This is a genomic window from uncultured Fibrobacter sp. (genome assembly GCF_900316465.1).
In the GTDB taxonomy this organism is placed as follows: domain Bacteria; phylum Fibrobacterota; class Fibrobacteria; order Fibrobacterales; family Fibrobacteraceae; genus Fibrobacter.
This window is the reverse complement of record NZ_ONDD01000034.1, coordinates 1-23,425: the sequence shown is the minus strand read 5'-3', so window position 1 is coordinate 23,425 and position 23,425 is coordinate 1. Positions and strand designations below refer to the sequence as shown.

At 51.9% G+C, this 23,425-nt stretch carries 19 protein-coding genes; 9 read left to right on the top strand and 10 right to left on the bottom strand.

What is annotated here, in order from left to right:
• The first annotated feature begins 197 nt into the window (after positions 1-197).
• The 8 genes from QZN53_RS11310 to QZN53_RS11275 all read left to right on the top strand — a co-directional run bounded on the left by QZN53_RS11310 (position 198) and on the right by QZN53_RS11275 (position 12,453).
• Positions 198-572, top strand: coding sequence for a GTP-binding protein (locus QZN53_RS11310; RefSeq protein WP_367269190.1), 375 nt, complete (start codon positions 198-200; stop codon positions 570-572).
• Positions 573-711: 139 nt separating this feature from the next.
• Entirely contained in the window at positions 712-1,398 is a 687-nt protein-coding gene (locus QZN53_RS11305) for a hypothetical protein (protein WP_163439047.1), read from the top strand.
• 158 nt (positions 1,399-1,556) lie between these two features.
• Entirely contained in the window at positions 1,557-1,976 is a 420-nt protein-coding gene (locus QZN53_RS11300; protein ID WP_163439046.1) for a metal-dependent transcriptional regulator, read from the top strand.
• A gap of 11 nt (positions 1,977-1,987) precedes the next feature.
• Positions 1,988-2,227: a FeoA family protein gene (locus QZN53_RS11295; protein ID WP_072799394.1), complete on the top strand. Its 240-nt coding sequence runs from the start codon at positions 1,988-1,990 to the stop codon at positions 2,225-2,227.
• On the top strand, positions 2,227-4,554 hold the full coding sequence (gene feoB, locus QZN53_RS11290) for a Fe(2+) transporter permease subunit FeoB (RefSeq protein WP_163439045.1): 2,328 nt from the start codon (positions 2,227-2,229) through the stop codon (positions 4,552-4,554). Before QZN53_RS11295 ends, feoB begins: the two co-directional genes overlap by 1 nt.
• A 43-nt stretch (positions 4,555-4,597) precedes the next feature.
• Positions 4,598-6,457, top strand: a complete 1,860-nt coding sequence (locus tag QZN53_RS11285; RefSeq protein ID WP_163439044.1) for an FISUMP domain-containing protein — start codon at positions 4,598-4,600, stop codon at positions 6,455-6,457.
• Positions 6,458-6,665: 208 nt separating this feature from the next.
• Positions 6,666-11,084, top strand: coding sequence for a glutamate synthase large subunit (gltB, locus tag QZN53_RS11280; RefSeq protein ID WP_163439043.1), 4,419 nt, complete (start codon positions 6,666-6,668; stop codon positions 11,082-11,084).
• Between the two features lie 7 nt (positions 11,085-11,091).
• Positions 11,092-12,453, top strand: a complete 1,362-nt coding sequence (locus QZN53_RS11275; protein WP_163439042.1) for a glutamate synthase subunit beta — start codon at positions 11,092-11,094, stop codon at positions 12,451-12,453.
• 13 nt (positions 12,454-12,466) lie between these two features.
• On the opposite strand, the gene QZN53_RS11270 is transcribed toward QZN53_RS11275, so the two are convergent.
• The 5 genes from QZN53_RS11270 to QZN53_RS11250 all read right to left on the bottom strand — a co-directional run bounded on the left by QZN53_RS11270 (position 12,467) and on the right by QZN53_RS11250 (position 17,489).
• The gene (locus QZN53_RS11270) at positions 12,467-14,002 is read right to left on the bottom strand and encodes a hypothetical protein (protein ID WP_163439041.1); all 1,536 of its coding nucleotides are present in this window, start codon (positions 14,000-14,002) and stop codon (positions 12,467-12,469) included.
• Positions 13,989-14,822, bottom strand: coding sequence for a TIGR02147 family protein (locus tag QZN53_RS11265; RefSeq protein ID WP_163439040.1), 834 nt, complete (start codon positions 14,820-14,822; stop codon positions 13,989-13,991). The genes QZN53_RS11270 and QZN53_RS11265 overlap by 14 nt, the downstream gene beginning before the upstream one ends.
• Before the next feature lie 265 nt (positions 14,823-15,087).
• A complete protein-coding gene (gene tatC, locus QZN53_RS11260; RefSeq protein WP_163439039.1) occupies positions 15,088-15,807 on the bottom strand; it encodes a twin-arginine translocase subunit TatC in 720 nt (239 codons plus the stop codon).
• Positions 15,808-15,818: 11 nt separating this feature from the next.
• A complete protein-coding gene (gene tatA, locus QZN53_RS11255) occupies positions 15,819-16,019 on the bottom strand; it encodes a twin-arginine translocase TatA/TatE family subunit (protein WP_072797201.1) in 201 nt (66 codons plus the stop codon).
• Positions 16,020-16,193: 174 nt separating this feature from the next.
• Positions 16,194-17,489, bottom strand: coding sequence for a GTP-binding protein (locus QZN53_RS11250; protein WP_163414817.1), 1,296 nt, complete (start codon positions 17,487-17,489; stop codon positions 16,194-16,196).
• A 413-nt stretch (positions 17,490-17,902) separates the two neighbouring features.
• Here QZN53_RS11250 and QZN53_RS11245 point away from each other — a divergent pair, with 413 nt between their 5' ends.
• A complete protein-coding gene (locus QZN53_RS11245) occupies positions 17,903-18,316 on the top strand; it encodes a hypothetical protein (protein ID WP_163439038.1) in 414 nt (137 codons plus the stop codon).
• Between the two features lie 88 nt (positions 18,317-18,404).
• Here QZN53_RS11245 and QZN53_RS11240 read toward each other — a convergent pair whose 3' ends face one another.
• From QZN53_RS11240 to QZN53_RS11220, 5 genes are all read right to left on the bottom strand, one after another.
• Positions 18,405-19,487, bottom strand: a complete 1,083-nt coding sequence (locus QZN53_RS11240; RefSeq protein ID WP_163439037.1) for a radical SAM protein — start codon at positions 19,485-19,487, stop codon at positions 18,405-18,407.
• Complete coding sequence (locus tag QZN53_RS11235; RefSeq protein ID WP_163439036.1) at positions 19,484-20,170, bottom strand: hypothetical protein; 687 nt, start codon at positions 20,168-20,170, stop codon at positions 19,484-19,486. Before QZN53_RS11235 ends, QZN53_RS11240 begins: the two co-directional genes overlap by 4 nt.
• Before the next feature lie 158 nt (positions 20,171-20,328).
• The gene (gene ilvN, locus QZN53_RS11230; protein WP_072799415.1) at positions 20,329-20,826 is read right to left on the bottom strand and encodes an acetolactate synthase small subunit; all 498 of its coding nucleotides are present in this window, start codon (positions 20,824-20,826) and stop codon (positions 20,329-20,331) included.
• 11 nt (positions 20,827-20,837) lie between these two features.
• Positions 20,838-22,556 carry a biosynthetic-type acetolactate synthase large subunit gene (gene ilvB / locus QZN53_RS11225; RefSeq protein WP_163439035.1) on the bottom strand — a complete coding sequence of 573 codons (1,719 nt, stop codon included), beginning with the start codon at positions 22,554-22,556 and terminating at the stop codon, positions 20,838-20,840.
• 354 nt (positions 22,557-22,910) lie between these two features.
• A partial coding sequence (locus tag QZN53_RS11220; RefSeq protein WP_294653164.1) for a RidA family protein occupies positions 22,911-23,425 on the bottom strand: 515 nt, incomplete at its 5' end.

The following is a 23,425-nucleotide window of genomic DNA, read 5'->3' as shown; positions in this document are numbered from 1 at the left end:
TCGGAGACGACGAGGATGACGATGATGATCACGATCATCATGACCATGAGGAGCATGAGGAGCACGAGCATCATCACCACCACCATGACCACGACGATGATGACGATGACGACGAGCATGAGCATCATGAGCATCACGGACATGAGCACCATCATCACGAGCACAGGCACGAGGGCGAGAGCGAGGACGAGTACGGAATAGGGACCTTCATCTACTACAGAAGGACACCGATGAACAGGAATAAGCTCAGAGCCTTCGTGAAGGACTGGCCCAAGGACATCATCAGGTGCAAGGGTCTTATGTGGTTCGGTGATGAGTATGACACAGCCTACGTCTTTGAGACCTCAGGCCGCCAGCTTCTCTGCGGGCCTTACGGCAAGTGGATCGCATCCGCACCGGCATCACAGCGCAAGCAGATCCTGGCTGAGAACCCCTCAATCCGCGAGGACTGGGATGATCAGGTCGGAGACAGGATGATCAGGCTCTGCATCATCGGCAAGAACCTGAACAGGAAGGCCATTGCCGCACAGCTTGATGAGCTTCTCTGCAAGGAGAACGAGATAATCAGATGAAATAGTCTTCCAGACCGCTGAGGTCAGGAATCAGGGCCTCCTGAGGAACACCGCTTCCCAGGAGGTTTTCTTTTGACCTCATGCCCCAGGTGAGGATCAGGTAGTCCACGCCGGAGTTCTCCGCGGTCTTGAAATCGACTTGGCAGGCTTCATTCTCGGTGTTGGCTTTGGTCGTGGCGATAACGACTGGGCCGACGAAGAAGGTGCCAAGGTTTACGATGTGCACGCCGCTTACGAATTCGACTATGCCGGTCAGCACTTGCGTCCGTATGTAGACTACAAGAGCTTCCAGACCACTCAGCATAACGAACTCCATGCCGGTGTCGAAGCGGGCCTCTCTCTCGGTGGTTTCGGCTTCAGGGCTGTGTATGGCTTCCATGCCGACTACCTGGGTGACGACGGCGATGTCGTGGAAGGCCAGGATTGGACTTCTACCGCTCACGCCTTCTTGGTTGAGCCGACCTTCGAAGTGGGTATGTTCGATATCAAGACGACCGCCTTCTATGCCATCATCGATAGGGGCGATGCCACCGAAGACGCCAGCGATCTTGACAACGGCGAAATTCCGGAATACTTCTTCGTGTATGCCGAACCGGCTTTCAAGCTTGCTGAATTCATCAAGTTCGGCATTCCTGTAGAATACCACACGCACACCTTGGATGATGATGACGATACCGCTGCAACGTTCGATGTCGGTGCCCGTGTCTACATCACTCCGGTCGAAAACCTAGAAATCACCGCTTTCGGCATGGTGGATGTTGCCGTGCAGGATAACGAAGACGACAATGCTCTGCGTTTCGGTCTTGAAACGGTGTACAGCTTCTAATTACCTCGCATAATGCGCAAAAACGGGACTGTAGCAATTTGCTGCAGTCCTTTTTGATATGCTTTTCAAGGTTTAGCCTTTACTAATTAGCCGTGGCTTTCTAAATTTAGCGTTGACTAATATATAAGGTGTGTTTTTTGTCTAATCGGAGCCGTCCTATGGAACAAGTAAAGTTAAGTCAGAGCCTTGAAGACTACTTGGAAATGGTGCACATGCTGCGCCTTGCGAACGGGATTGCCCGTGTCCGCGACATTGCGGCGGCGCTCAAGGTCAAGATGCCGTCGGTTGCCAAGGCGGTAATCGAACTCAAGAAGCTGGGCCTTGTGACGCAGGAGCCCTACAGCGGCATTGAACTCACTTCGGAAGGTGCGCTTGTGGCGTCCCAGATCCTGAACCGTCACATCCTGCTGAAGGGTTTCCTGATCAAGCTTGGCGTGTCCGAGGCGATTGCCGACAAGGACGCCTGCTGCATGGAACACATCCTTTCGGCGGAGACTCTCGAGAAAATCGAGGAGTTTGTGAACGCGCCCTGTGAACCGTCGAAAAAGTCGAAGGCTACAAAATCTACGAAAAAGTAAATCGTTGGTGTATGAATAACGAACCGAAGTTTTCGGAACTAAAAAAAGGCGACAAGGCCGAAATTATTGGATACAACACGGGTGATTCTCAGTACAAGTCCAAGCTTTTGTCGATGGGGCTTGTGCGCGGTGTGGTGCTGCAGGTTTTGCAGGTGGCTCCGCTCGGCGACCCGGTCGAGGTGAGCGTGCTTTCGTACAGGCTTTCGCTCCGTAAACAAGAAGCCAACGTGCTCAAGTTGAGGAGAGTCTGATGCCTATCGAGAAAGAAGTTTTCACGATTGCGATTGCGGGCAACCCGAACTGCGGAAAGACGGCGCTCTTTAACTCGCTGACCGGCTCGAACCAGATTGTGGGCAACTGGCCTGGCGTGACTGTCGAAAAGAAGGAAGGCCAGTTTAAGCTCGACAACCACACGATTCGCGTGGTGGACTTGCCGGGTATTTACGCACTGTTTGCAAACTCCGAAGACGAACGCGCCGCTCTCGATTACTTGCTCAAGGGCGAGGCGGACCTGGTCGTGAACATTTTGGATGCGACGAACCTGGAACGCAACCTGTTCCTCACGAGCCAGCTGATGGAAAAGGGCGTGCCGATGGTCTTGGCGGTGAACATGATGGACATCGCGGCGAGTCGCGGCATCCATGTGGACCTGCACAAGCTCGAAGAAATCCTCGGCGTGACGGCGATTGGCCTCACGGCTGTGTCGCCCAAGAGTTGCGAAGGCTTCGTGAACGACTTGCACAAGCTGCTGCATAACAGCCGCGAACTTCCGCTCCCGAAGGCGGTCAAGCATTCCGAAGTCCTGGAAAAGCTGATTGAAGAAATTGCGGTGCCACTCAAGCCTGTGGCCGACAAACTCGGTGCAAGCCCCCGCTGGACGGCGGTGCAGTACCTGGAGCATAGCGGGCGAGTGCTTGAACTAGCTGACGAACTCGGTGTCGAAATTCCGCACGACAAGATCGAAGAGGACTTGGGCGAAGAGGTGGAATTTGCGTTAGCCGATTCCCGCTACTCCTACGCCCGCGATATTGCGAAGGCGGTGATTCGCGACAACACGAACAAGCGTACGCGAACCGACAAACTCGATAAGCTCTTCTTGAACCGCATTCTGGGAATTCCGCTTTTCCTTGTCGCCATGTATCTGGTGTTCTGGTTTGCGGTGAAGGTCGGCAGTGCGTTTATTGATTTCTTCGACATCCTGTTCGGCGGAATCTTTGTGGACGGCATGACGGAACTCCTGACGAAGATTGGCGCTCCGGGCGTTGTCGTGGCGCTGTTGGCGAACGGCATCGGTACGGGCATCCAGACGGTATCGACGTTCATTCCGGTCATTTTCTTCATGTTCCTTTGCCTTTCGTTCCTCGAGGATTCCGGCTACATGTCCCGTGCAGCGTTCGTGGCGGATCGCTTTATGCGGTTCCTCGGGCTCCCGGGCAAGGCATTCGTGCCAATGATCGTGGGGTTTGGCTGCTCGGTGCCGGCGCTCATGGGCACGCGTACGCTCGAAAACAAGCGCGAAAGGTTCCTTACTTTGTTCCTGGTGCCGTTCATGAGCTGCGGCGCGCGTCTCCCGGTGTATGCTCTGTTCGGCGCGGCGTTCTTCGGTGAAAGCGCAGGAACGCTTGTGTTCGGGATTTACCTGACGGGCATCGTGATTGCGTTGATTTACGGTCTGCTCTTGCGCCATACGGTTTTCATGGGCAAGGAATCGACCTTCATCATGGAATTGCCGCCTTACCATTTGCCCAAGGTGCGTAACCTTTTCCGCCATGCATGGCTCCGCCTCAAGGAATTCGTTTTCCGCGCGGGCAAGGTCGTGCTCATCATGGTGACGGTGCTCGGCTTTATGGGCTCCGTCGGCACTGACGGAAGTTTCGGTAACGACAACAACGAAAAGTCGGTGCTGAGTGCCGTGGGCACGGTGATTACGCCGGTGTTCGAACCCTTCGGTGTTGAACGCGATAACTGGCCTGCTTCGGTCGCACTCTTTACGGGGCTTTTTGCGAAGGAAGCCATTGTCGGAACGCTCAATTCGCTGTACGCCATCGAGGGCACGGGCGACGCGGCTGAAAATTCTGCGGCTGTAGGGGAGGCCGACGCGGCCCCGGAAGAAACTGCCGCGGACGAAGGCTTTAGCCTGAAATCCACGGTGAAAGAAGCTCTCGTGAGTGTCCCGGCGAACCTGGTAGAAGTCTTTACCTCGATTGCAAACCCGCTGGGCGTCAAGGATGCGATTGATGAATCCGAAAGTGCCGGAAACGAAGGCGCATACAAGACGATGCAGGCGCATTTCAACCTCGGGCGCTTCCAGGTGCTGGCCTACTTGCTGTTCATCTTGCTCTATGTGCCGTGTCTTGCCGCCATGGGTACCGCCTTCCGCGAACTCGGGCGCTTCTACGGAACACTCATGATGGTGTTCCAGACAATTATTGGCTGGAGCCTCTCGGTGCTGTTCTTCCAGGTAACCTGCGGGCATTCTACCGCATGGATTTTCACCTCGGTGGCACTGCTTGCCGATGTGGTCGTGAGCCTTATTTTGATCGGTCGCGACCAACGCAAGAAGAAAGTGTTCGAATAGTACTTTTTTTTTCAAAATAGAAGCTTTTTCTATATTAAAAATGATGAAAAAACTTTCCTATAGCGTTTTGTTTGCCTTGCTGTTTGCTGCATGCGGAGAAAATGATAATTCTGCTGCTGGGGTAGAACAGTTAGAATCACTTAGTTCTAATACAGAGGTTGAATATTTGTCTAGCTCCGCTGAAACGGAACTGTCTTCGTCCGCGAAAATATCTTCGTCTTCCGCAAAAGAAATTCCTTTGGGAGAAAGTTCCTCTTCCAAAATGGAGGATTCTTCATCGAGCGAATCTGCTGTGCCGTTGAGTTCTCAAACAAAAGAATCTTCATCTAGTGCAACAGCGTCTTCTTCAAATTCAAACAATTTGTCCTCGGATTCTGCTGAAAATTCCTCGTCAAGCGTAGAGGACCTCTCGAGTTCTTCGGAAATAGATTTGAGCCTGATTTCAGATGACGAAAACACCGAAGGCCTGATTTGTAATGAGGAAGGTGAAAAGGCTAAAGGTCTTATTGATACGTCGAGAACATACTATTGTCGTAAAGAATGGGGGAATATGAGGTGGCACAATATGGACATTCATTTCGGAGTCGTTCCAATAGAAGAATATGTAAACAAGGATTTTAAATATGGAACCCTGATTGATCCCCGTGACGGTCGAACCTATAGGACTACGGAAATAGGGAATCAAACCTGGATGGCCGAAAATCTTAAATTCGCCAAGTTCACTAATGGAGAGGCGGATGCCGTTCTTGAAAATAATTTGCTTAATCAGACAAGCTGTAATTTGAACGAAGGAAATAAAATACAATACGAAAGTGAATGTGAAGATAATGGCCGTCGGTATAGTTGGACTGCTGCTATGAACGTAAGTTATGTGAACCAAGCCGGTAGAGTCCCTGAAGGTGAAATCTGGCTTGAACACCAGGGGGTGTGTCCAGAAGGGTGGCATATTCCGAATAATGCAGACTGGAATGAACTGAGATCTTTTATCAGTACACGGGAAGGCAATGGTAATGTTGCTATGAGCCTACAATCTATATATGGATGGGGTCCAGGTAGGCTTGATAAATATGGGTTCACTGCATTCCCTATTTTTGTTGAGCGATCTGACAATGCTTTATTTTGGAGCGTTGATGAATACAATTCTGCTAAATATGAGGACCGTGCAGATTGTGGCTATGTATTTAGTCTAGCAAAGAATTCGAATGAACTTACTGCGTATTACAAGCAAAACAAACTGTATGTCCGCTGTATAAAAAATCGAGGAAATGTTGAAACTATAAATTACGATACAACAGGTTTGTTGTCGCATACATTTGAACGAAATCAAATCTTTTCTTCGAAAGCTCAATATGGTTCGTTTCAGGATGAACGCGATGGAACAGTTTATAAAACTGTCGTTGTCGGTGACCAGGAGTGGTTTGCCGAGAATCTAAATTACAAAGCCATCTATGGAAGTTCCTGCTACAACAATAATGCGGCGAATTGTGAAGTCTATGGGCGACTTTATAAACGAAAAACAGCAATGGCGAAACAGAATGATTTGTATCGAGACGTTTGTCCTATAGGGTGGCATATTCCATCGAAAAAAGACTGGAAAATCTTGAATGATTACGTGGCTTCACAGACGGATACTCCGGTAGGGACTGCTTTGAAATCGTCGGTTGGTTTCACCTCTAATGAAAAATCTGCGCCAACGGGAACAAATGAATTTGGCTTTTCTGCGATTGCTGCTGGATGGGACTTGTCGGGAAGAATGTCAAGCGAAGGAGTTGGTGCGATATTTTGGATAAGCGACCGATCGGATGAGGCGAAAGATCTATTGTTCCGGACAGAAACTCTCGATTCTCTCTATCTTGATAAATCGTTATCTTTTAGCTTGTCGGTTCGCTGCGTCAAGAATTAAAAGTGTGTGTTAAAGTTTATGCTTTACATCTGATGTAAAATCGCTGTAATTCTTTACAATTTTTGAAATCGAAAATTTAGCCGAATTTTATGATTCGGCTTTTGTTTTACATTTTTGACCGCTTTTTCAATAATTGACGGGTGGTTTTGTCCATTTGGCACGGATTTTGCAAATACGGAGCGCAAAAAAGTAAAAACAAGGATTATTTATGAACGCTCAAGCACTTTACGATCCGGCCAACGAACACGACGCCTGCGGTGTCGGCCTAGTTGCCAATATTAATAATGTTGCCTCGCACCAGATTGTGTTGCAGGGTATTACGGTCTTGAAAAGGCTCATGCACCGCGGTGCGGCTGGTGGCGACCCTGAAACGGGTGACGGCGCTGGCCTTTTGCTTTCTATGCCGCATAAGTTCTTCCGCAAGCTGTACCCGAATCTTCCGGCCCGTTACGGCGTGGCCATGTACTTTGTCGAAAATACGCTCGCGGCCGACGCCCTGGATGCCGAAATCAAGCGCGTTGCCGAATCTGAAGGTGTAGATGTCATCCAGTTCCGCGAAGTTCCGGTGAACCCCGCTACCATCGGTCACACGGCTCGCGAAACCCTGCCGCACATTCGCCAGGTATTCTTTGACGGCTCCAAGTTCAAGACCAACGAAGAATTCGATATCAAGCTTTATGTGGTGCGCCGCTTGGTCGAAAAGACCTGCAAGGGTGTGTATGTTTGCAGCTGCAGCCGCAAGAGTATCGTTTACAAGGGCCTGTTGCTCGCAAGCCAGATCGAAGGCTTCTATAAGGACCTGAACGATCTCGATTTCGAAAGCCCCTTGGCTCTCGTTCACCAGCGTTATTCTACCAACACGTTCCCAACTTGGCCGCTCGCGCACCCGTTCCGTTACCTCGCTCATAACGGTGAAATCAACACCCTGCGCGGTAACCTGAACAGCCTTCGCGCCCGCGAACCGCTCCTGAAGAGCGACGTCATCGGTGATGATTTGCCAAAGCTCTTGCCGCTGATTATGCCGGGCCAGAGCGACTCTGCCAGCCTTGATAACATGTTTGAGCTTCTCGTCGCTGCGGGCCGTAGCCTCCCGCATGCGATGATGATGCTCTTGCCGCAGGCATGGGGTCAAAAGCATTACCTGGGCCGCGACGTGCGTGGCTTCTTTGAATACGAATCCATGCTTATGGAACCATGGGATGGCCCTGCTGCTGTCGCTTTCTCTGACGGTGTGAACGCCGGTGCAATCCTCGACCGCAACGGCCTTCGTCCGGCGCGTTACACTTTATGTAAAGACGGTCTCTTCGTGATGGCTTCTGAAACGGGTGTGCTCGACCTGCAGGATGACGAAGTCGAAGAAAAGGGCCGCCTCAAACCCGGTGAAATCATTTACCTCGACCTCGAAAATCACCACATCTTGAAAAATGCCGAAATGAAGGCTTACGTGGCCCGTAGCAAGCCGTACCGCCGCTGGGTCGCCGAAAACAAGATGAGCGTTCGCGGCCTCTTTAGCGAAATTAACCCGGCCGACGTTCCTGACGATATTCTGGTTCAGCAGAAGCGCTTTGGTTACTCTGCCGAAGACCTCTCCATCATCTTGCAGCCCATGGCCAAGAACGGTGCAGAACCTATCGGTTCTATGGGTAACGACGCCGCTCTCGCCGTGCTCTCTGACAAGCCGCAGCCGCTGTTCAACTACTTCAAGCAGCTGTTCGCTCAGGTGACGAACCCGCCTATTGACCCGATTCGTGAAGAATTGGTGATGAGTCTTACGACCTACATCGGTAACCACGGCAACATCCTCGAAGAAACTCCGGAACAGGCGCACCTCATCAAGATCCCGCGCCCGATCGTGACCGAAGACGAAATCCGCCGCTTTGAAAACATCGGCGATAAGGCTTTCAAGGCCAAGGAACTCAAGATGCAGTTCCCGCTCGGTGGCAATGGGGAAGTCCTAGAAGCCGCCTTGCAGAACCTCGCTGGCGATGCCGTGCGTGCCGTGAATGACGGTTTCGATATCATCGTTCTGACTGACAAGAACATCGATTGGGGTTACGTGCCTATTCCGTCGCTGCTTGCAACGGCTAGCGTGAACCGCGCCCTTGTAGAAGCCGGTGTACGTCCTGAAATCGGTCTGGTGGTGCAGTCCGGTGAAGTCCGCGAAGTCATGCACTTTGCCCTGTTGCTCGGTTTCGGTGCCACGGTCATCAACCCGTATCTTGCCTTCCAGAGCATTACCAACATGTGCCACAACGGCGACCTCGATGTGGATCCGGTGACGGCTGCCGCCAACTACGTGAAGGCTGTCGATAAGGGCCTCCTCAAGATTATGTCGAAGATGGGTATTTCTACCCTCCGTAGCTACCGCAGCGCCCAAATTTTCGAAGCTGTTGGCCTGAACAAGGAACTCGTCGAAAAGTTCCTGCCGGGTACCGCAAGCCGCATCGAAGGTATCGGTCTCGAAGAAATCGCTACCGAAGTGGGCGAACGTCAGAAGATTGCCTTTGCCGACGCAAGCAAGGTGCTTCAGTCCGGTGGTCAGTACGCTTACCGCAAGGAAGGCGAAAAGCACTTGTGGACTCCGCAGTCCTTGGCCGCATTCCGTCAGGCTGTGCAGGGTGGCGACTACGAAAAGTTCAAGGTTTACAGCAAGCTCATTAACGATCAGTCCGAACGTCAGGCAACGCTCCGCGGCCTCTTCAAGTTCAAGGAAGCGACTCCGATCGATATTTCCGAAGTCGAAAGCCGCGAATCCATTGTCAAGCACTTTGTGGCTGGCGCTATGAGCCTTGGTTCTTTGAGCCCCGAAGCTCACGAAACCATCGCTATCGCCATGAACCGCATCGGTGCCATGAGCAACTGCGGTGAAGGTGGTGAAGACCCGGATCGCGATACTCCGGCTCCGAACGGTGATATCCGTAGCTCCGCTATCCGCCAGATTGCTTCGGGCCGCTTTGGTGTCACGATTGACTACCTGCGCCACGCAAAGGATTTGCAGATCAAGATGGCTCAGGGTGCAAAGCCCGGTGAAGGTGGCCAGCTGCCTGCTCACAAGGTGAACGACTTTGTGGCTCGTATCCGTCACAGTACGCCGAATGTGTCGCTGATTTCTCCTCCGCCGCACCATGATATTTACTCTATCGAAGACTTGGCCCAGCTCATTTACGACCTGCGTAACTCCAACCCGAAGGCTCGTGTTTCCGTGAAGCTCGTGTCCGAAGTGGGTGTGGGTACGGTTGCAGCCGGTGTTGCCAAGGCTCATGCCGACGTGGTGCTCATTTCTGGCCACGATGGCGGTACGGGTGCATCTCCGCTGACCTCTATCAAGCATGCCGGCCTCCCGTGGGAACTCGGTATTGCCGAAGCGGAACAGACCCTTGTGCTCAATGACTTGCGCGGTCGTATCAAGCTCCAGGTCGATGGCCAGCTCAAGACGGGCCGCGACATTGTGGTGGCAGCCCTCCTCGGTGCCGAAGAATTCGGCTTTGCTACGAACCTTCTCGTAAGCCTTGGTTGCGTGATGGACCGCAAGTGCCATACGAACCAGTGCCCCATGGGTATTGCAACGCAGGATGCCGACTTCCGCAAGCGCTTTGCTGGCAAGCCGGAATACGTTGAAAACTTCCTGTTCTTCATCGCCGACGAAGTCCGCGAAATCCTCGCAAGCCTCGGTCTCCGCTCTCTCGAAGAAGCCTGCGGCCGTAGCGACCTCCTCGAAAAGGATTCCGCCATCGCCTTCTACAAGGCCAAGAACCTCGACTTCTCCAAGATTTTCGAAACCGTCAAGGGTGGCGTCAAGTCTTTCGACAAGAACTACGTCAAGGAAGAACTGGTCAACTTCGACCGCCGCGAACTCTTGCCGTTCGTCAAGGAAACCCTCGAAAAGGGTACTGCCGTGGAACTCTGCACGGTGGTGCACAACACCGACCGTACGGTGGGTACGGAACTTTCCGGCGAAGTGGACGAACACTTTGGCGTGAAGGGCCTCCCCGAAGATACCATCCGCATTCACCTTCAGGGTGTCGCGGGCCAGAGCTTCGGTGCCTTCCTTGCTCCGGGTGTCACGCTCGATCTGGAAGGCGAAGCCAACGACTTTATGGGTAAGGGCCTCTCGGGCGGTAAGATTATCGTGCGCCCGCCGCACAACGCCACCTTCAAGGCCGAAGACAACGTCATTGCCGGTAACGTGATTGGTTACGGTGGTACTAGCGGTAAGGTGTTCATCAACGGTCTCGCTGGCGAACGCTTCGGTATCCGTAACTCCGGCATGCTCCTTGTCTCGGAAGGCGTGGGTGACCATGGTTGCGAATACATGACGGGTGGTCGCGTGGTCGTGCTCGGTCGCGTAGGCGTGAACTTCGCCGCAGGTATGACTGGTGGCTTTGCTTACGTGTACGACGAAACGGGTCACTTCGACCTAAGCTGCAACGTGGGCTCCGTGGACCTTGAAAGTGTGCTTGCCGGTACCGACAGCGAACGCGAACTCATTGACTTTATTGAACAGCACGTTCAGGCAACGGGTAGCGAAAAGGGTAAGCGCATCCTTGAAAACTGGAACAGCGAACGTCCGAAGTTCGTAAAGATCTTCCCGGTCGACTATCGTAACGCATTGGCAAAGAAGGGCTGAGGTATATATGGAAGAAATTAAAAGAATCGCAGATGTTTACCGCCCTGTCGAAGAGCGAATCAAGGACAACAACGAAGTCGAACGCAAGTTGACTTCACTGGAAATCGTGCAGCAGGGTTCACGCTGCCATACGTGTGGCATTCCGTTCTGTCACGGTGCGGGTTGTCCGCTTGGTAACCTGGTGCCCGAATTCAATGCGGCTGTCGCTGCAGGGAATGCCGAACGTGCCTACAACATCATCAGCAAGACGGCGTTCTTCCCCGAATTTACGGGCCGCGTTTGCCCCGCACTTTGCGAATCCGCTTGTACGGGCAACGTGCATAACGACCCGGTGATGGTTCGCCAGATTGAAAAGTATATCATCGAAACCGCCTTCGAAGAAGGCCGCGTAACGCTCCCTGCTGCAGAATGGAACGGCAAGACTGCCGCGGTGATCGGCTCGGGTCCTGCAGGCCTCTTTGCTGCCGAAGCGCTCCGCCGCAAGGGCTACGCCGTTACCGTTTACGAAAAGCGTGAAAAGGTGGGCGGCCTCCTGCGCTACGGTATTCCGAACTGGAAACTCGACAAGTCGGTCATCGATCGCCGCGTCAAGCTCCTCGAAGAAGCCGGCATCAAGTTTGTCTGCAGCACCGAAATCGGCAAGGACATTTCGGCGGAATACATCCACAAGAATTTTGACGAAGTCTTCCTCGCTATCGGTACGCCGAATGCCCGCGACTTGAAAATCCCGGGCCGCGAAGCCGAAGGTATCTTCCTCGCACTCGATTTCTTGCATGGCGCAAACAAACCCGGCGAAACGAATCCTGAAAAGTTCAGCGCCAAGGGCCGCAAGGTCTTGGTAATTGGCGGTGGCGATACGGGTAACGACTGTGTGGGTAAGGCAATCCGCGAAGGCTGCGAAAGCGTGCTCCAGGTGGAATTTATGCCCAAGCCGCCCGAGGAACGTTCTCCGTCCACTCCGTGGCCGGATTGGCCGTACATGCTGCGTACCAGCTACGCTCAGCATGAAGGCGGTGAACGTCGCTGGAATGTATCTTCCAAGCAGTTCATCGTGAAAGATGGCCGTGTCGCAGGTGTCGAAGCTGTCCGCGTGGAATGGGAAATGTCCCCGCAGGGGCGCCCGCTCAAGCCGAACGAAGTTCCGAATTCTACTGAAGTCATCGATACCGACCTTGTTGTGCTCGCTATGGGCTTTACCGGAGTTCCGGCCGAGGGCATCGTGAACGATTTGGGCCTGCAGCTGACACCGCGTACCGCGATCATTCCGGATCCCGCTCGCCACATTTACGCAGTCGGTGACTGTGCAAATGGCGCGTCCCTTGTGGTCCGCGCCATGGCCGATGCTAAACGAGTTGTCGGTTCGCTTTAAGAGATAAAGCGGATTAACAATCGAGACCTTCTCCGCACTCTTGGCAAGTCGAAGAGCTTGCGCAGGGGAGCAATTCGTCTTCCTCGAACAAAGGCTTTACACGATCATCGTCTTTGTACTTCAGGTACTTGACGTTTGTGTATTCCTTGCTGACGGTAAACGTGAGCGCGCTAATCTGGTAGGAGTGTAGGTTTGCTCCGTCAGGGTAGATGACGTCTACGATGATGGTATCACCAGAAAGTTCTGTGTAAACATCTTTGATAACGAAGTTGTTTGTGACGTAGTAACCGTCATCGCGGATAGAAACGGTTCCGTCGGCATTCTTTACTATCACGACACGCGGGGTTACGGCCATTCCCTGGCGGGGCTGTACCGAGACATTACGTGCCTGGGAATAGGTGCTGTCTGGGCCCGGAGGCGGCAGGTACACCCACTTGTTTTCAATGCACTGGTAACTGCGTCCGTAGAAATAGAGCAATGTGTCGGTATCGCAGGGCTCCAAGTCAATTCTGCGAACTCCGTCAGGAATGCCGTCACCGTCACAGTCGCTGCCCGGTGCGCATATCTCTGCCAGTGTCCAGTAATTTGCAGCACAAATGTATTCTTTGTCGGTAACGCAATCGATAACGGTTTCGGTGTCGGTACTGGAGTTGCAATTGGCACCTTGCTTCAATGCTTCGTTATCTGAAATGTGCCTGCACGTTTCGACTTCCTTGCTGGAGCTGGATGCCGGATTTTCTGCGGCAGAAGAACTCGGTGTTTCCGAAGAGGAACTCGTGACGATATCCTTCGAGTCAATCACGTTGACCCACTCGTCGTCGGTCTTGCTGGCAGGGCAGTTTTCCTTGGCGATGTCCGACTTTGCCGTGGTGCGTTCAACGACCGGTTCCTCGCTCACGTCACCGCAGTAGCTGAACAGGAATCGAACAATCTGGTTGCTCGTATTTTCTTCGCAGTTCTTGGCTTCGATATCCACGACCTTCATGGTGTCGGGGGAGACGTATTCCAGCACGTGGCCGGCATACTTTTCGTTGCCGTAGAGGTTGAAGGAGTAGAGCGAACATTCGTTCGTGCCGTTCTTGGTGGCTTCAACCAGGTCGGCGTACTTGGCGGCAGCCTTCGGGAACAGCGCTTCTATAGCGCCGATGTTCTGCTGTACAAACTTGCGGACACCTTCGCCATCAAATTCTGTGGAATTTGTGGAGCCATCCATAGCCGGAGTCCTGGAGACCATTTCGCTCTTGTTAAATGCAAGCACGGCCTTGTCGAAACGGTGCTTGGTTTCGAGACCGTATTGCTGCAGGTAGGCTTCCAGCGAGCCGTCGTTAATCTGCGGAGTCTGTGCATCTCCGCTCGACGAAGAATTCGTCTGCTGTTCGTCTACGCTGCTAGAGGATTCGGCCCCGGGAGTGCCCGAGCTAGAGGAACCCTTGTCGGCGATTTCGTTCACGTCTTCGGCTGTGCCCGTGACGTTTACGCTATTGGAATCTCCGCAGTTTGTGCAGAGAAGGGCGAGTGCGCCCGCGATGCAAATGTTAAGCTTCTTCATTTTTGCTCTCCTTTACGCTTTTAGTAAGCGGGAATAATTGTAAATTCAAACGATAAACTTGTTCGATGCTCTTGTCTTCGGCGGCAATCGCGATAATCTGTCGGCGGCATTCGTCCAATACTTTGACAATGCGGTCGTAACTCTCGCGAGACACTCCCATGGTGACGCCGCTAAAGTTGCGTTCGCCAGCAGGGAGGTCGATCGCGGGCGTGGCGAGCTTGGACATCATGCGATGCATACCCCTTAAAGCAAGTCGCGTGGCGTCCGGTGTGCCCTTGATCGATGTCTCGGCCAGCGTAAAGGAATCTCCAGCCTTCTTCAGGAGACCCGCTTTGGTCAGGAAGTTCAGACTCTGCTGCACTTCGGCTGCCGAAACTTCGGGATAGCACATTTTGGCCATTTCGCCGGGGGTTGCTCCCGGCATCAAGGGTGCAAGCTCGCGTACCACCGGGTTTTGCCAGGAATCATAGAATTCGAACAGGTCGCCTTCCATCACGCGGACTTTGTGAACCTTGGCAATCGAAAGCATTCTCTCGTACGCAGCCTTCTTCTTGTCTTCGGTCCCGGCCTGCCCGAATTCCACGAGGGCTCGGAAATACTCCATTTCAAATCCCACGAGGCCCATGGCGACCCCGGTGCGTTCCACGCCGATTTTACTCAGCTTGCTTTTGCCATCGCACACGACCTTCATGTACGACGACGATGTAAATCCAGCGGCCTTCGAAAAATCACGCCACGAAAACGCGGAACGACGCTTGCGGTCTTCGTAGTAGTCCAGCATCAGCTGGCGAAAGTCGGTGTATTCAGTTATCGGTTTCATTGTTTTCCATCCTGTTATGTCAAGAATATATCTCTTTTTTATCCCCCTGTCAATAGTTTTATGCAACAAAAGTTAAGTTTTTTAAGAAAAATCACAAGATTTTGCAATTCTTTTTAAAAATATTTTCTATATGCAACACAGTGTTTCATATAGAGGGGGCGTTCCCCGGCTCGTCCCTCGCCGGGTCGTGCTCTGCTCGCCTTCGGCTCATCAAGCCTTGCTTGCGCAAGTCTTGCCACATCCGTGCGACGATCACTAACGCATTTTATTTCGGGCTTTTATTGCGGAATTTTCGGGCTGCCAAGAGTCCGGCTTCAAAAAGCAGGTAAGTTGGCGCGCCCAGGATAATCTGGCTTAAAATATCGGGCGGCGTGAGCAATGCCGCCACCACAAGAATTCCGATGACTACATACGGGCGCTTGTCGCAAACCGTTTCGTAGCTCACGATGCCACCGCGAATCAAGGTGTACGTCACCAGCGGGAATTGGAACATGCAACCGAACGCAAGCGAAAGCCAGAGCGCAAGCGAAATCAAATTCGAAACGCCAAATACGGGCGTAAGCGTTTCACCCGCAAAGCTCATGCCGAACTGCACAATCAACGGAAAACATACTATCAGGCAGAATGCAACGCCTGCAATAAACAGCGCGCTCGTAAGCCCGACAATCGAGCGGATGAATCGCTTTTCTTTTTCATAAAGCGCGGGCAGCACGAACTGCCAAATGTTCCAGGCGATATAAGGCGAAAATAAAACGACGTCCAGGAGGGCTGCAATCTTAAGTTGCAGCAGGAATACTTCCATCGGAGAAAAGTAATGCAGCGTGATTCCGCTCTGTAAGGTAATTTGTTCGCAAAACCAGTCCAGGACGTAGGGCGAAGCTAAAAAGAGCGGGACAATGCCAATCGCAAGCGCGACAAAAGAACGGATCAGCGCTCGCCGGAGCGCTTCCAGGTGAGAAACTAAACTAGATTCCGCGTCTTGCATTCGAAACGAATTTATTTCTTGTCTTCGGCTTCGGCAGCCTTCTCGACCGTCTTCTGCAAGTCTTCGGCTTCTTCCTTCAGGGCGTCCTTTGCCTTCTTGTATTCGTTCTGGGCCTTGCCGAGCGAGCGGGCGAGTTCAGGAATGCGCTTTGCCCCGAACAGCAAAAGCACCACGACCACAATCAAGATGATTTCAGGAATTCCGATAGACATGTTACCTTCCTTTTTTATGAAATATAATATAAAATAAAAACGCCCCGATAATCGGGACGTTTTTAAATGTCTTCCCGGGCTTGACCCGGGCGGACAGCACTTAGCAACTTGTTGCTTAGTGCGCATGGCCACCAAGGTGGGACCTTCTTTTACGGCTATCCAAGATTCCGCTGATTACTCTCCGAGGCAAGAGTCCATCGCAGCGATAATCTTCTTCTTGTCCATGTGCTGGCCAATGAAGACAAGACGAATAATACGGTCGCCGTACTTTTCGTCCCACACCTTGAGCAAATCCGGATTTTCGCGCAGAATGCGCTTCTGTTCGGCTTCGCTTTCGCTGGCGAACCAAGGTCCGAAATTCTGGGCAGAAGCCTGCTTGCCGGCCTGTTCGAACAGGTAGCTGTTATCGCGTTCGTCTTCGAACCATACGAGACCCTTGGTGCGGATAATGCTGGTCGGATAGTCGTCGAGCAACACTTCAAAGCGTTCACGAATCAGCGGACGGCGGCGTTCGTACACAAACGTGCTGATGCCGTATTCGTCACCATGCGGATGATCCTTGTCGTGGTGGTGGCCGCAATGGCACACGCCGTGTTCGTGATCGCAGTGGCTATGGTCTTCATGGTCGTGGTCATCATGATCATGGTGGTGATGCTCGTGTTCGTCATGATCATCATCGTGATGATGGTGTTCATGCTCGTCATGGTCATCGTCGTCTTCGTCTTCAGGAGACGTTTCCTTCATGAGTTCCTTGGCCCAGGCGGCGGAGTTTCCGACCTTTTCGAAGTCGAACTGCTTGGTGTCCAGGATATCCTTCATTTCGACCTTGCCATAATTCGTCTCGATCATCTTGGCTTCGGGCTGCAAGGCGCGAACCACGGCCTTCACGTGCTCGAGGTCGGTTTTGGACAAACTATCAACCTTGTTCATCACGATCGTGTTGCAGAATTCAATCTGCTGGATCAAGAGGTTTGCAATGTCTTCTTCTTCAAGATCCTTGGACAAAAGCTTCTGGCCGCCAGCGAATTCGTCGGCGAGACGTGCCACGTCTACTACGGACACGATGTTGTCCAGGTGGCAGGGGAGCGGACGGCCGTCGCGGCTCTGCAACTGGGCGCCGGCCATGCAAATAGTCTGTGCGATAGGAATGGGTTCGCAAATACCGCTCGCTTCAATCAGAATATAGTCGAACTTGTTCATTTCCAACAGTTCGGCAATTTGTTCCAAAAGGTCGGTCTTCAGGGAGCAGCAAATGCAGCCGTTAGACAGCGGAACAACCTTTCCAGAATCTTCTTTGGTGATGTTTCCGCCTTTTTCAATAAGAGTCTGGTCGATGTTCACTTCGCCGATGTCGTTTACGATCACGGCGACGTGGTAACCTTGCTGGTTGTTGAGAACAAAATTGAGAAGGGTGGTTTTTCCGGCTCCGAGGTAACCGGTGAGCAGTGTGATAGGTACTGACTTTTTCATAGTGACCCCAAATTTAGCAAAAGGCGAAAGTCGCGGCAAAATAACATTTTTTTTGACCATGACTGAGCCGTACTAAATGCACACTTTGTGTGCAATATTTAGCTTTTTTCGCGAATTTCGGCTTTTTTATAAAAGAAAACTGGCCCAGCAGAGCCGGACCAGTTTTTTGGGGGTTAGGAGGAGAACAAAGAGTTCTGATACATAAGATATAAAAATTTGAGCAACCCGACAAGGAAAAAACTGAAAAAATTCTTACTTTTTTCTTATTTATGCAGAAAAAGTGTGATATAAAAAATTTATGTGGTACAAAAGGTTCCATTTTACCCTTTTTAGGGCTTTAAAAGCCCCTTTTGTAATCAAAAGTTCATTTTTTGAGCAAAAACGGCTATATTTGCTTTAAGAATGGAGACTCTATGAATTGTCGAATACTGATGCGCTTTGTCGGAACCACCGACGAGCTTTCCGCCGTTTATGATGCCCTGATGGAGCAGTATCCAGAAATGGATTTGCCCAGCGAAGATTCGGGCGAGTGGTACTCGGTTGACGACGTCATGATGGATGAATATGAATGCCGCTTCGAAGAATTGCCCGAAGGCGAACTCTTGGCAATGGATGGCTCCGTACTCATCGAAGATGAACTCCCCGAAGATTTCTTTGCCGACTTGATGGATCGCTTCGAACACGTGTTCGGTGCGTTCAAGTGGTCTTCTTTAGATGTGGGTGTGGGTTGCGGCGTCAGCGATGGCTGGGGCGAATTTAATCCGGACTATGCCGACGATTATTCCGACGAAGCCAACGAAATCTCCGAAGCCGTTCTCGGTTTTTGATTCCCTCGTTGACAATCTTGACGCTCTCTTTGTCATCCCGGCGAATGCCGGGATCTCCTTTTACGGCTTTCCAGAGAACTTGTAATTCTTATTGCAAAATTAATTTGTCGGTGATTTCGGCGAGCATGCGCTCGTGCGTGCAGACTTCGGGCGATACGCCCTCGATCGTACCCGTACTGTAAAAAGAAGTGCAGGCGCATTCGTGTGCGCAGCAGCGGTAGCGAATGTCGCAGCCTTCGCATTCCTTTTTGTCGGTGTCCAGGAACAGTCTAATTTGTTCGCAAGCTTCTTCGTTAAATCCGGTAAAGACGTTACCTTGTAAGTAAGGTGGATTCTCGTTCGAAGTAATGAACCTGGTGCACGGAAACATGTTGCCGTTGGTGGCGACGCCAATGGCTCCGTTGTATACGTGGCAGGAATATTGCCGGTACCGCAAATTCGCAAGGTATAATTTTATTTTATCCTGAATCGTGCCTAGGAACATCTTGTCGCCTTTTTCGCGGCATTCCTTCCAGTACAAGGCCATCTTCTGGTATTGCAAGGCGAGTCTGTCAAAATCTTCGCCGGTCCATTTGCCGTCAAAGTCGACGCTTGTGGTAAGGCTCCTGAATCCTTGCTCGTGTAACCACTTGACGCTTTCGGCAAGGGTCTCGATGTGGGCGCGTGTTACGGTACTTAAGGCGACGGCGCCTAGCTTTACGAATCGCGGAATGTATTTCTCGATGTCCTTGAAACTGCCGCCGTTGTTTACGGTGCGGCGTGCAATATTGTGGTGGTGTTCCGGACCGTCGAGCGACAGGTAAATGCGGAAATGCTCTCGCTCGCAAAAATCAAAGAAAGCATCGTCGAAGAGCGTGCCGTTCGTGTTGACTGCAAAGTTGAGCTTGAAGTTGCTGGGAGCTTCGCCCTTGTCTATGGCTTCGGCAAGGTATGCCTTGCCCATGTTTACACCCTTGAAAATGGCGTCTTTGCGCAGTAATGGTTCGCCACCGAAAAAGGTAATGTTCAAATAGCTTTGCTTGAAAAACAGGCTGCGTTCTAGCCCCACGCGAATTGCCTGCTCGAGCGTTTCGTCGTCCATCACATTGTGGCGAGCGGATTGCGTGTCCTTATAATAACAATAGGAACAGCGCAAGTTGCACTGTTCCGTAAGGCATAGAACTAAATTCATCCGGCGGTGTCAAATCGTTCGTAAGTGGATACCATGCTTGCGACCATGCAGCCATCTTCGTTGTTACACATGTGAACCTGGATGCAGAACGGGTCGTTGTCCGGGCATACTTCATGTATATCGACGGATGAACTGGTGGGCTGTTCTACTTCGCTCGAAGAACTTTCTTCTATAATCGGGTCGCCTGGAAGCGGCTCCGGTTCTTCAGCGGAGCTGCTTTGCTCATTCACTTCGCTTGAAGAACTGCTTTCGAAGTCGCTTTCATCGGGAGCTTCGATAACGCCTGCTTCAGGAGGCGGATACGGTTCATCGTAAGAAGAACTGCTCAGGGGCTTGACTTCGGAAGAAGAACTGGATTCTACGTATTGTTCGTCAGGAGGAATGATTCCAGCTTGAGGCGGAAAATCTGGTTCTGCTGCAGACGACAGCGCTTCGACTGCCGAACTGCTGAGGGTCTCGTGGCTCAGAGGAATATCGACGATGCTAGAGCTGCTCGGAGACTCGGTTTCGGGTGCCCCTGTTTCAGGCTTCTCAAGATCGGTCGGGTCCGGTGCTGCAACATCGCCGCTTTCTTCACAAGCAGTCAATGCGACTGCTGCAATACCGAACGAGGCTGCAATGGCGCTCTTGGCGGCAAGGCTTAGCTTCGCGCTGTTTTTGACGATTTTCTTCTCGATTTTCATAGCAGAACTCCTTCCATCAAATCAAAATATATATAAACTAGCCCCCGATTTCTATAAGAAAAGCTGTTTTGCAAAAACCTGTGACCAAATACAAGAAAATCCGCCCTTTTGAGGCGGATTTCCGATATGCGTAAGAGCTGAGCGGTCTTTTTTTTCCGCTACGTTTGTTCTTCGCCGCGGAGCATGATAACCTTACCCGTGCGAATGTATTCGACGATTTCGAACTTCTGCAACAGGCTCTTGAGCGTGTCGACCTTCTGGCTGTTTCCGGTGATCTGGATGATCATCGAAGTAGCGGTCATGTCCACGGTATTGGCGTGGAAGTGGTCGCAAAGCTGCAGAATTTCGGTACGCTGGTCCGGAGTGCAACGCACTTTGATGAGCGCGAGTTCCTTTTCCACGGCGTCGGTATCGGTATGGTCCTTGGCCTGCACCACGTCCACGAGTTTTTCGAGCTGCTTGATAATCTGCATCAAGATCTCGGGATTACCGTGAGCGATGATGTTCATGCGGCTAAAGTTCGGGTCGAGCGTGGGGGAGACCACCAGGGAATCGATGTTGTAACCACGACGGGAGAACACGAGGGCGATGCGCACGAGCACGCCCGGGCGGTTTGCAACTAACAAACTAATAGAATGTGCTTTATCCTTTAACATGGCTTATCTCCTTAGGTCGATCCCGTGGGCTTTTCAAGTTGAGTCTTCGGCTGTTCGGTAATCATGCTCGTAATCGGAGCACCGGCCGGAATCATCGGGAACACGTTGTCTTCCTTTTCGCATTCGCAGTGGATGAGCACCGGGCCTTCGTTGTATTCCAGAGCCTTCTGGATTACGCGTTCGGCGTCGGCGCTACGCTTGATGCGGAGTCCCAGAATACCGTAAGCTTCAGCGAGCTTCACGAAGTCGGGGTTGCCCTTCATGTCCACGCAGCTGTAACGCTTGTCGTAGAACATGTCCTGCCACTGGCGCACCATGCCCAGGTACTTGTTGTCCATCACGAAAATCTTGATGGGGAGCTTGTGAATAGCGGCCGTTGCAAGTTCTGCTTCGGTCATCTGGAAACCACCGTCACCGCAGAAGGTAACCACCGGCCAACCGGTTTCGTTGCCGAAAGCGGCGCCAATGCAAGACGGAAGGCCAAAGCCCATGGTGCCTGCGCCGCCACTGGAGTGGAGCTGGCGCGGATAATTGGTGTGGAAGAACTGTGCCACCCACATCTGGTGCTGGCCCACGTCAGTCGTGACAATGGCCTTGCCCTGCGTGAGGTCGCTAACCGTCTGAACAATATGCTGCATACGGAGACCGCCCTGCTTCGGGTAGGTCAGCGGGAAACGCTTTTTCCAGGACTGGCAAGTCTTCACCCATTCGGCGGTGTCGAGCTTGCCCACGAGCGGGAGGAGCTGTTCCAGAACGAGCTTTGCATCGCCGCACATGAACACATCTGGCTGCAACACCTTGCCTTCTTCGGCGGGGTCAATGTCGATGTGCATCTTGATGGCGTCCTTACAGAACACGTCAAGCTTACCGGTAATGCGGTCGTCCCAGCGGCTACCGATCGAAAGAATCAAGTCGCAATCGAGAACAGCCTTGTTGGCGTACACGGTGCCGTGCATGCCGAGCATACCCAAAGAAAGTTCGTGGTCGGTCGGGAAGGTGCCGAGGCCGAGCAAAGTGCAGCACACGGGGGCGTTCAACTTTTCGGCGAGTTCCTTCACCTGGCGGCTAGCGCCAGAAATCATGGCACCGTGACCCACGAGCAAGAGCGGCTTCTTGGACTTCTTCAAGTATTCAGCAGCCTTTTCGATGCTTTCGGTAGAAGCGTAGCTCGGGATCTTGTAACCCGGAAGGTCCATCTTGTCGGTGAACGGAGCGGTGCAGGGGCCTGCAGTCACGTCCTTCGGCAAGTCAATAAGCACGGGACCCGGACGGCCGCTGCGTGCGATGTGGAAGGCTTCCTTCATAATGCGCGGCAAGTCGTTGGAGTCCTTCACCAAGTAAGAATGTTTCACAGCAGCAAAAGTCATACCGCTGGTGTCGCATTCCTGGAAGGCGTCCTTACCCAAGTTCGGAGTAGTCGTCTGGGCGGCAAGAACCACGATCGGGCTAGAATCCATAAGGGCGGTGTAGATACCGGTAAAGGTGTTGGTGGCGCCCGGACCAGAAGTGACGAGAGCGACGCCGACCTTGCCGGTCTGGCGAGCGTAACCGTCGGCCATGTGGGTAGCACCCTGTTCGTGGCGGGTCAACACTACTTTAATATTGGAATCCAGAATGGCATCGAACATCGGGATGGCCGATCCACCGGGATAACCGAAAATGGTATCAATTCCTTCGCGCTTGAGGCATTCGATAATCACCTCTGCGCCACTTAATGGAGAATTTGCCATAACTTTTCCTATCTAAATTAGGTTCTTGTTTTAAAAATATGGCTGAAATATAGAACGAATGCCCCCCAGTGGCAAGAGATTTACTCTAAAATATCTAAAAATTTTTAAGATTTTTTGAAAAGTTGAGTTTTTTTATGTCTCGTAGTCTGAAAACTTTACATATTTTGTACCTATTTTTGAAAATATTGTTGTTTTTGGTTATGAAAATCTGCGTGTTTTTGATGTAAGTTTGGTTATTTTTGAATTTTGAATAACGTAAATCATGTACTTTTGGATTGAAGTTTGAATAAAAAGACCCTCTCGGAAGCCGAAAGGGTCTCTAAAAAGGCGTTTTTTATGAAAAATGGACTTTTTTTAGCCTTCAATCCAGCCGTAACGGCCGTTGAACTTGGCTTCCGCCTTCAAAACCTGGAAAGTGCAGCTGATTTCGACCGCCACATTCTTGGGCAAATTCGATACGCCCACTGCCGTACGGGCATGTTTTCCGTTTTCACCAAAAATCTTCACGGCAAGTTCGCTGGCGCCATTCAGTACGGCCGGCTGTTCGTGGAATCCGGCGGCAGACTGCACAAAACCCTGCATTTGCACGAGTCGAAGCGTTTCGTCTTCTTCGAGCAGCGTGAGTGCGGCAGCTACGTTGTTCATAAGGCAAATTGCAGCGCCTTCGGCAGCCTTTTCAACAGAAACTTCGGTCGGAACAGAGCCACAGAAAGCTGAAAAGTCTCCGTTAATCGAGGGCAATTGGCCCGAAACATAAATAGTGTCGCCATTACGGGTGGCAGGTACGTAAGCGGCAAGTGGAGCCGGGCATTTGGGAAGTGTGAGTCCTAGTTCTTGAACCTTTTTAACAATCTGATCCATTTTTTCTC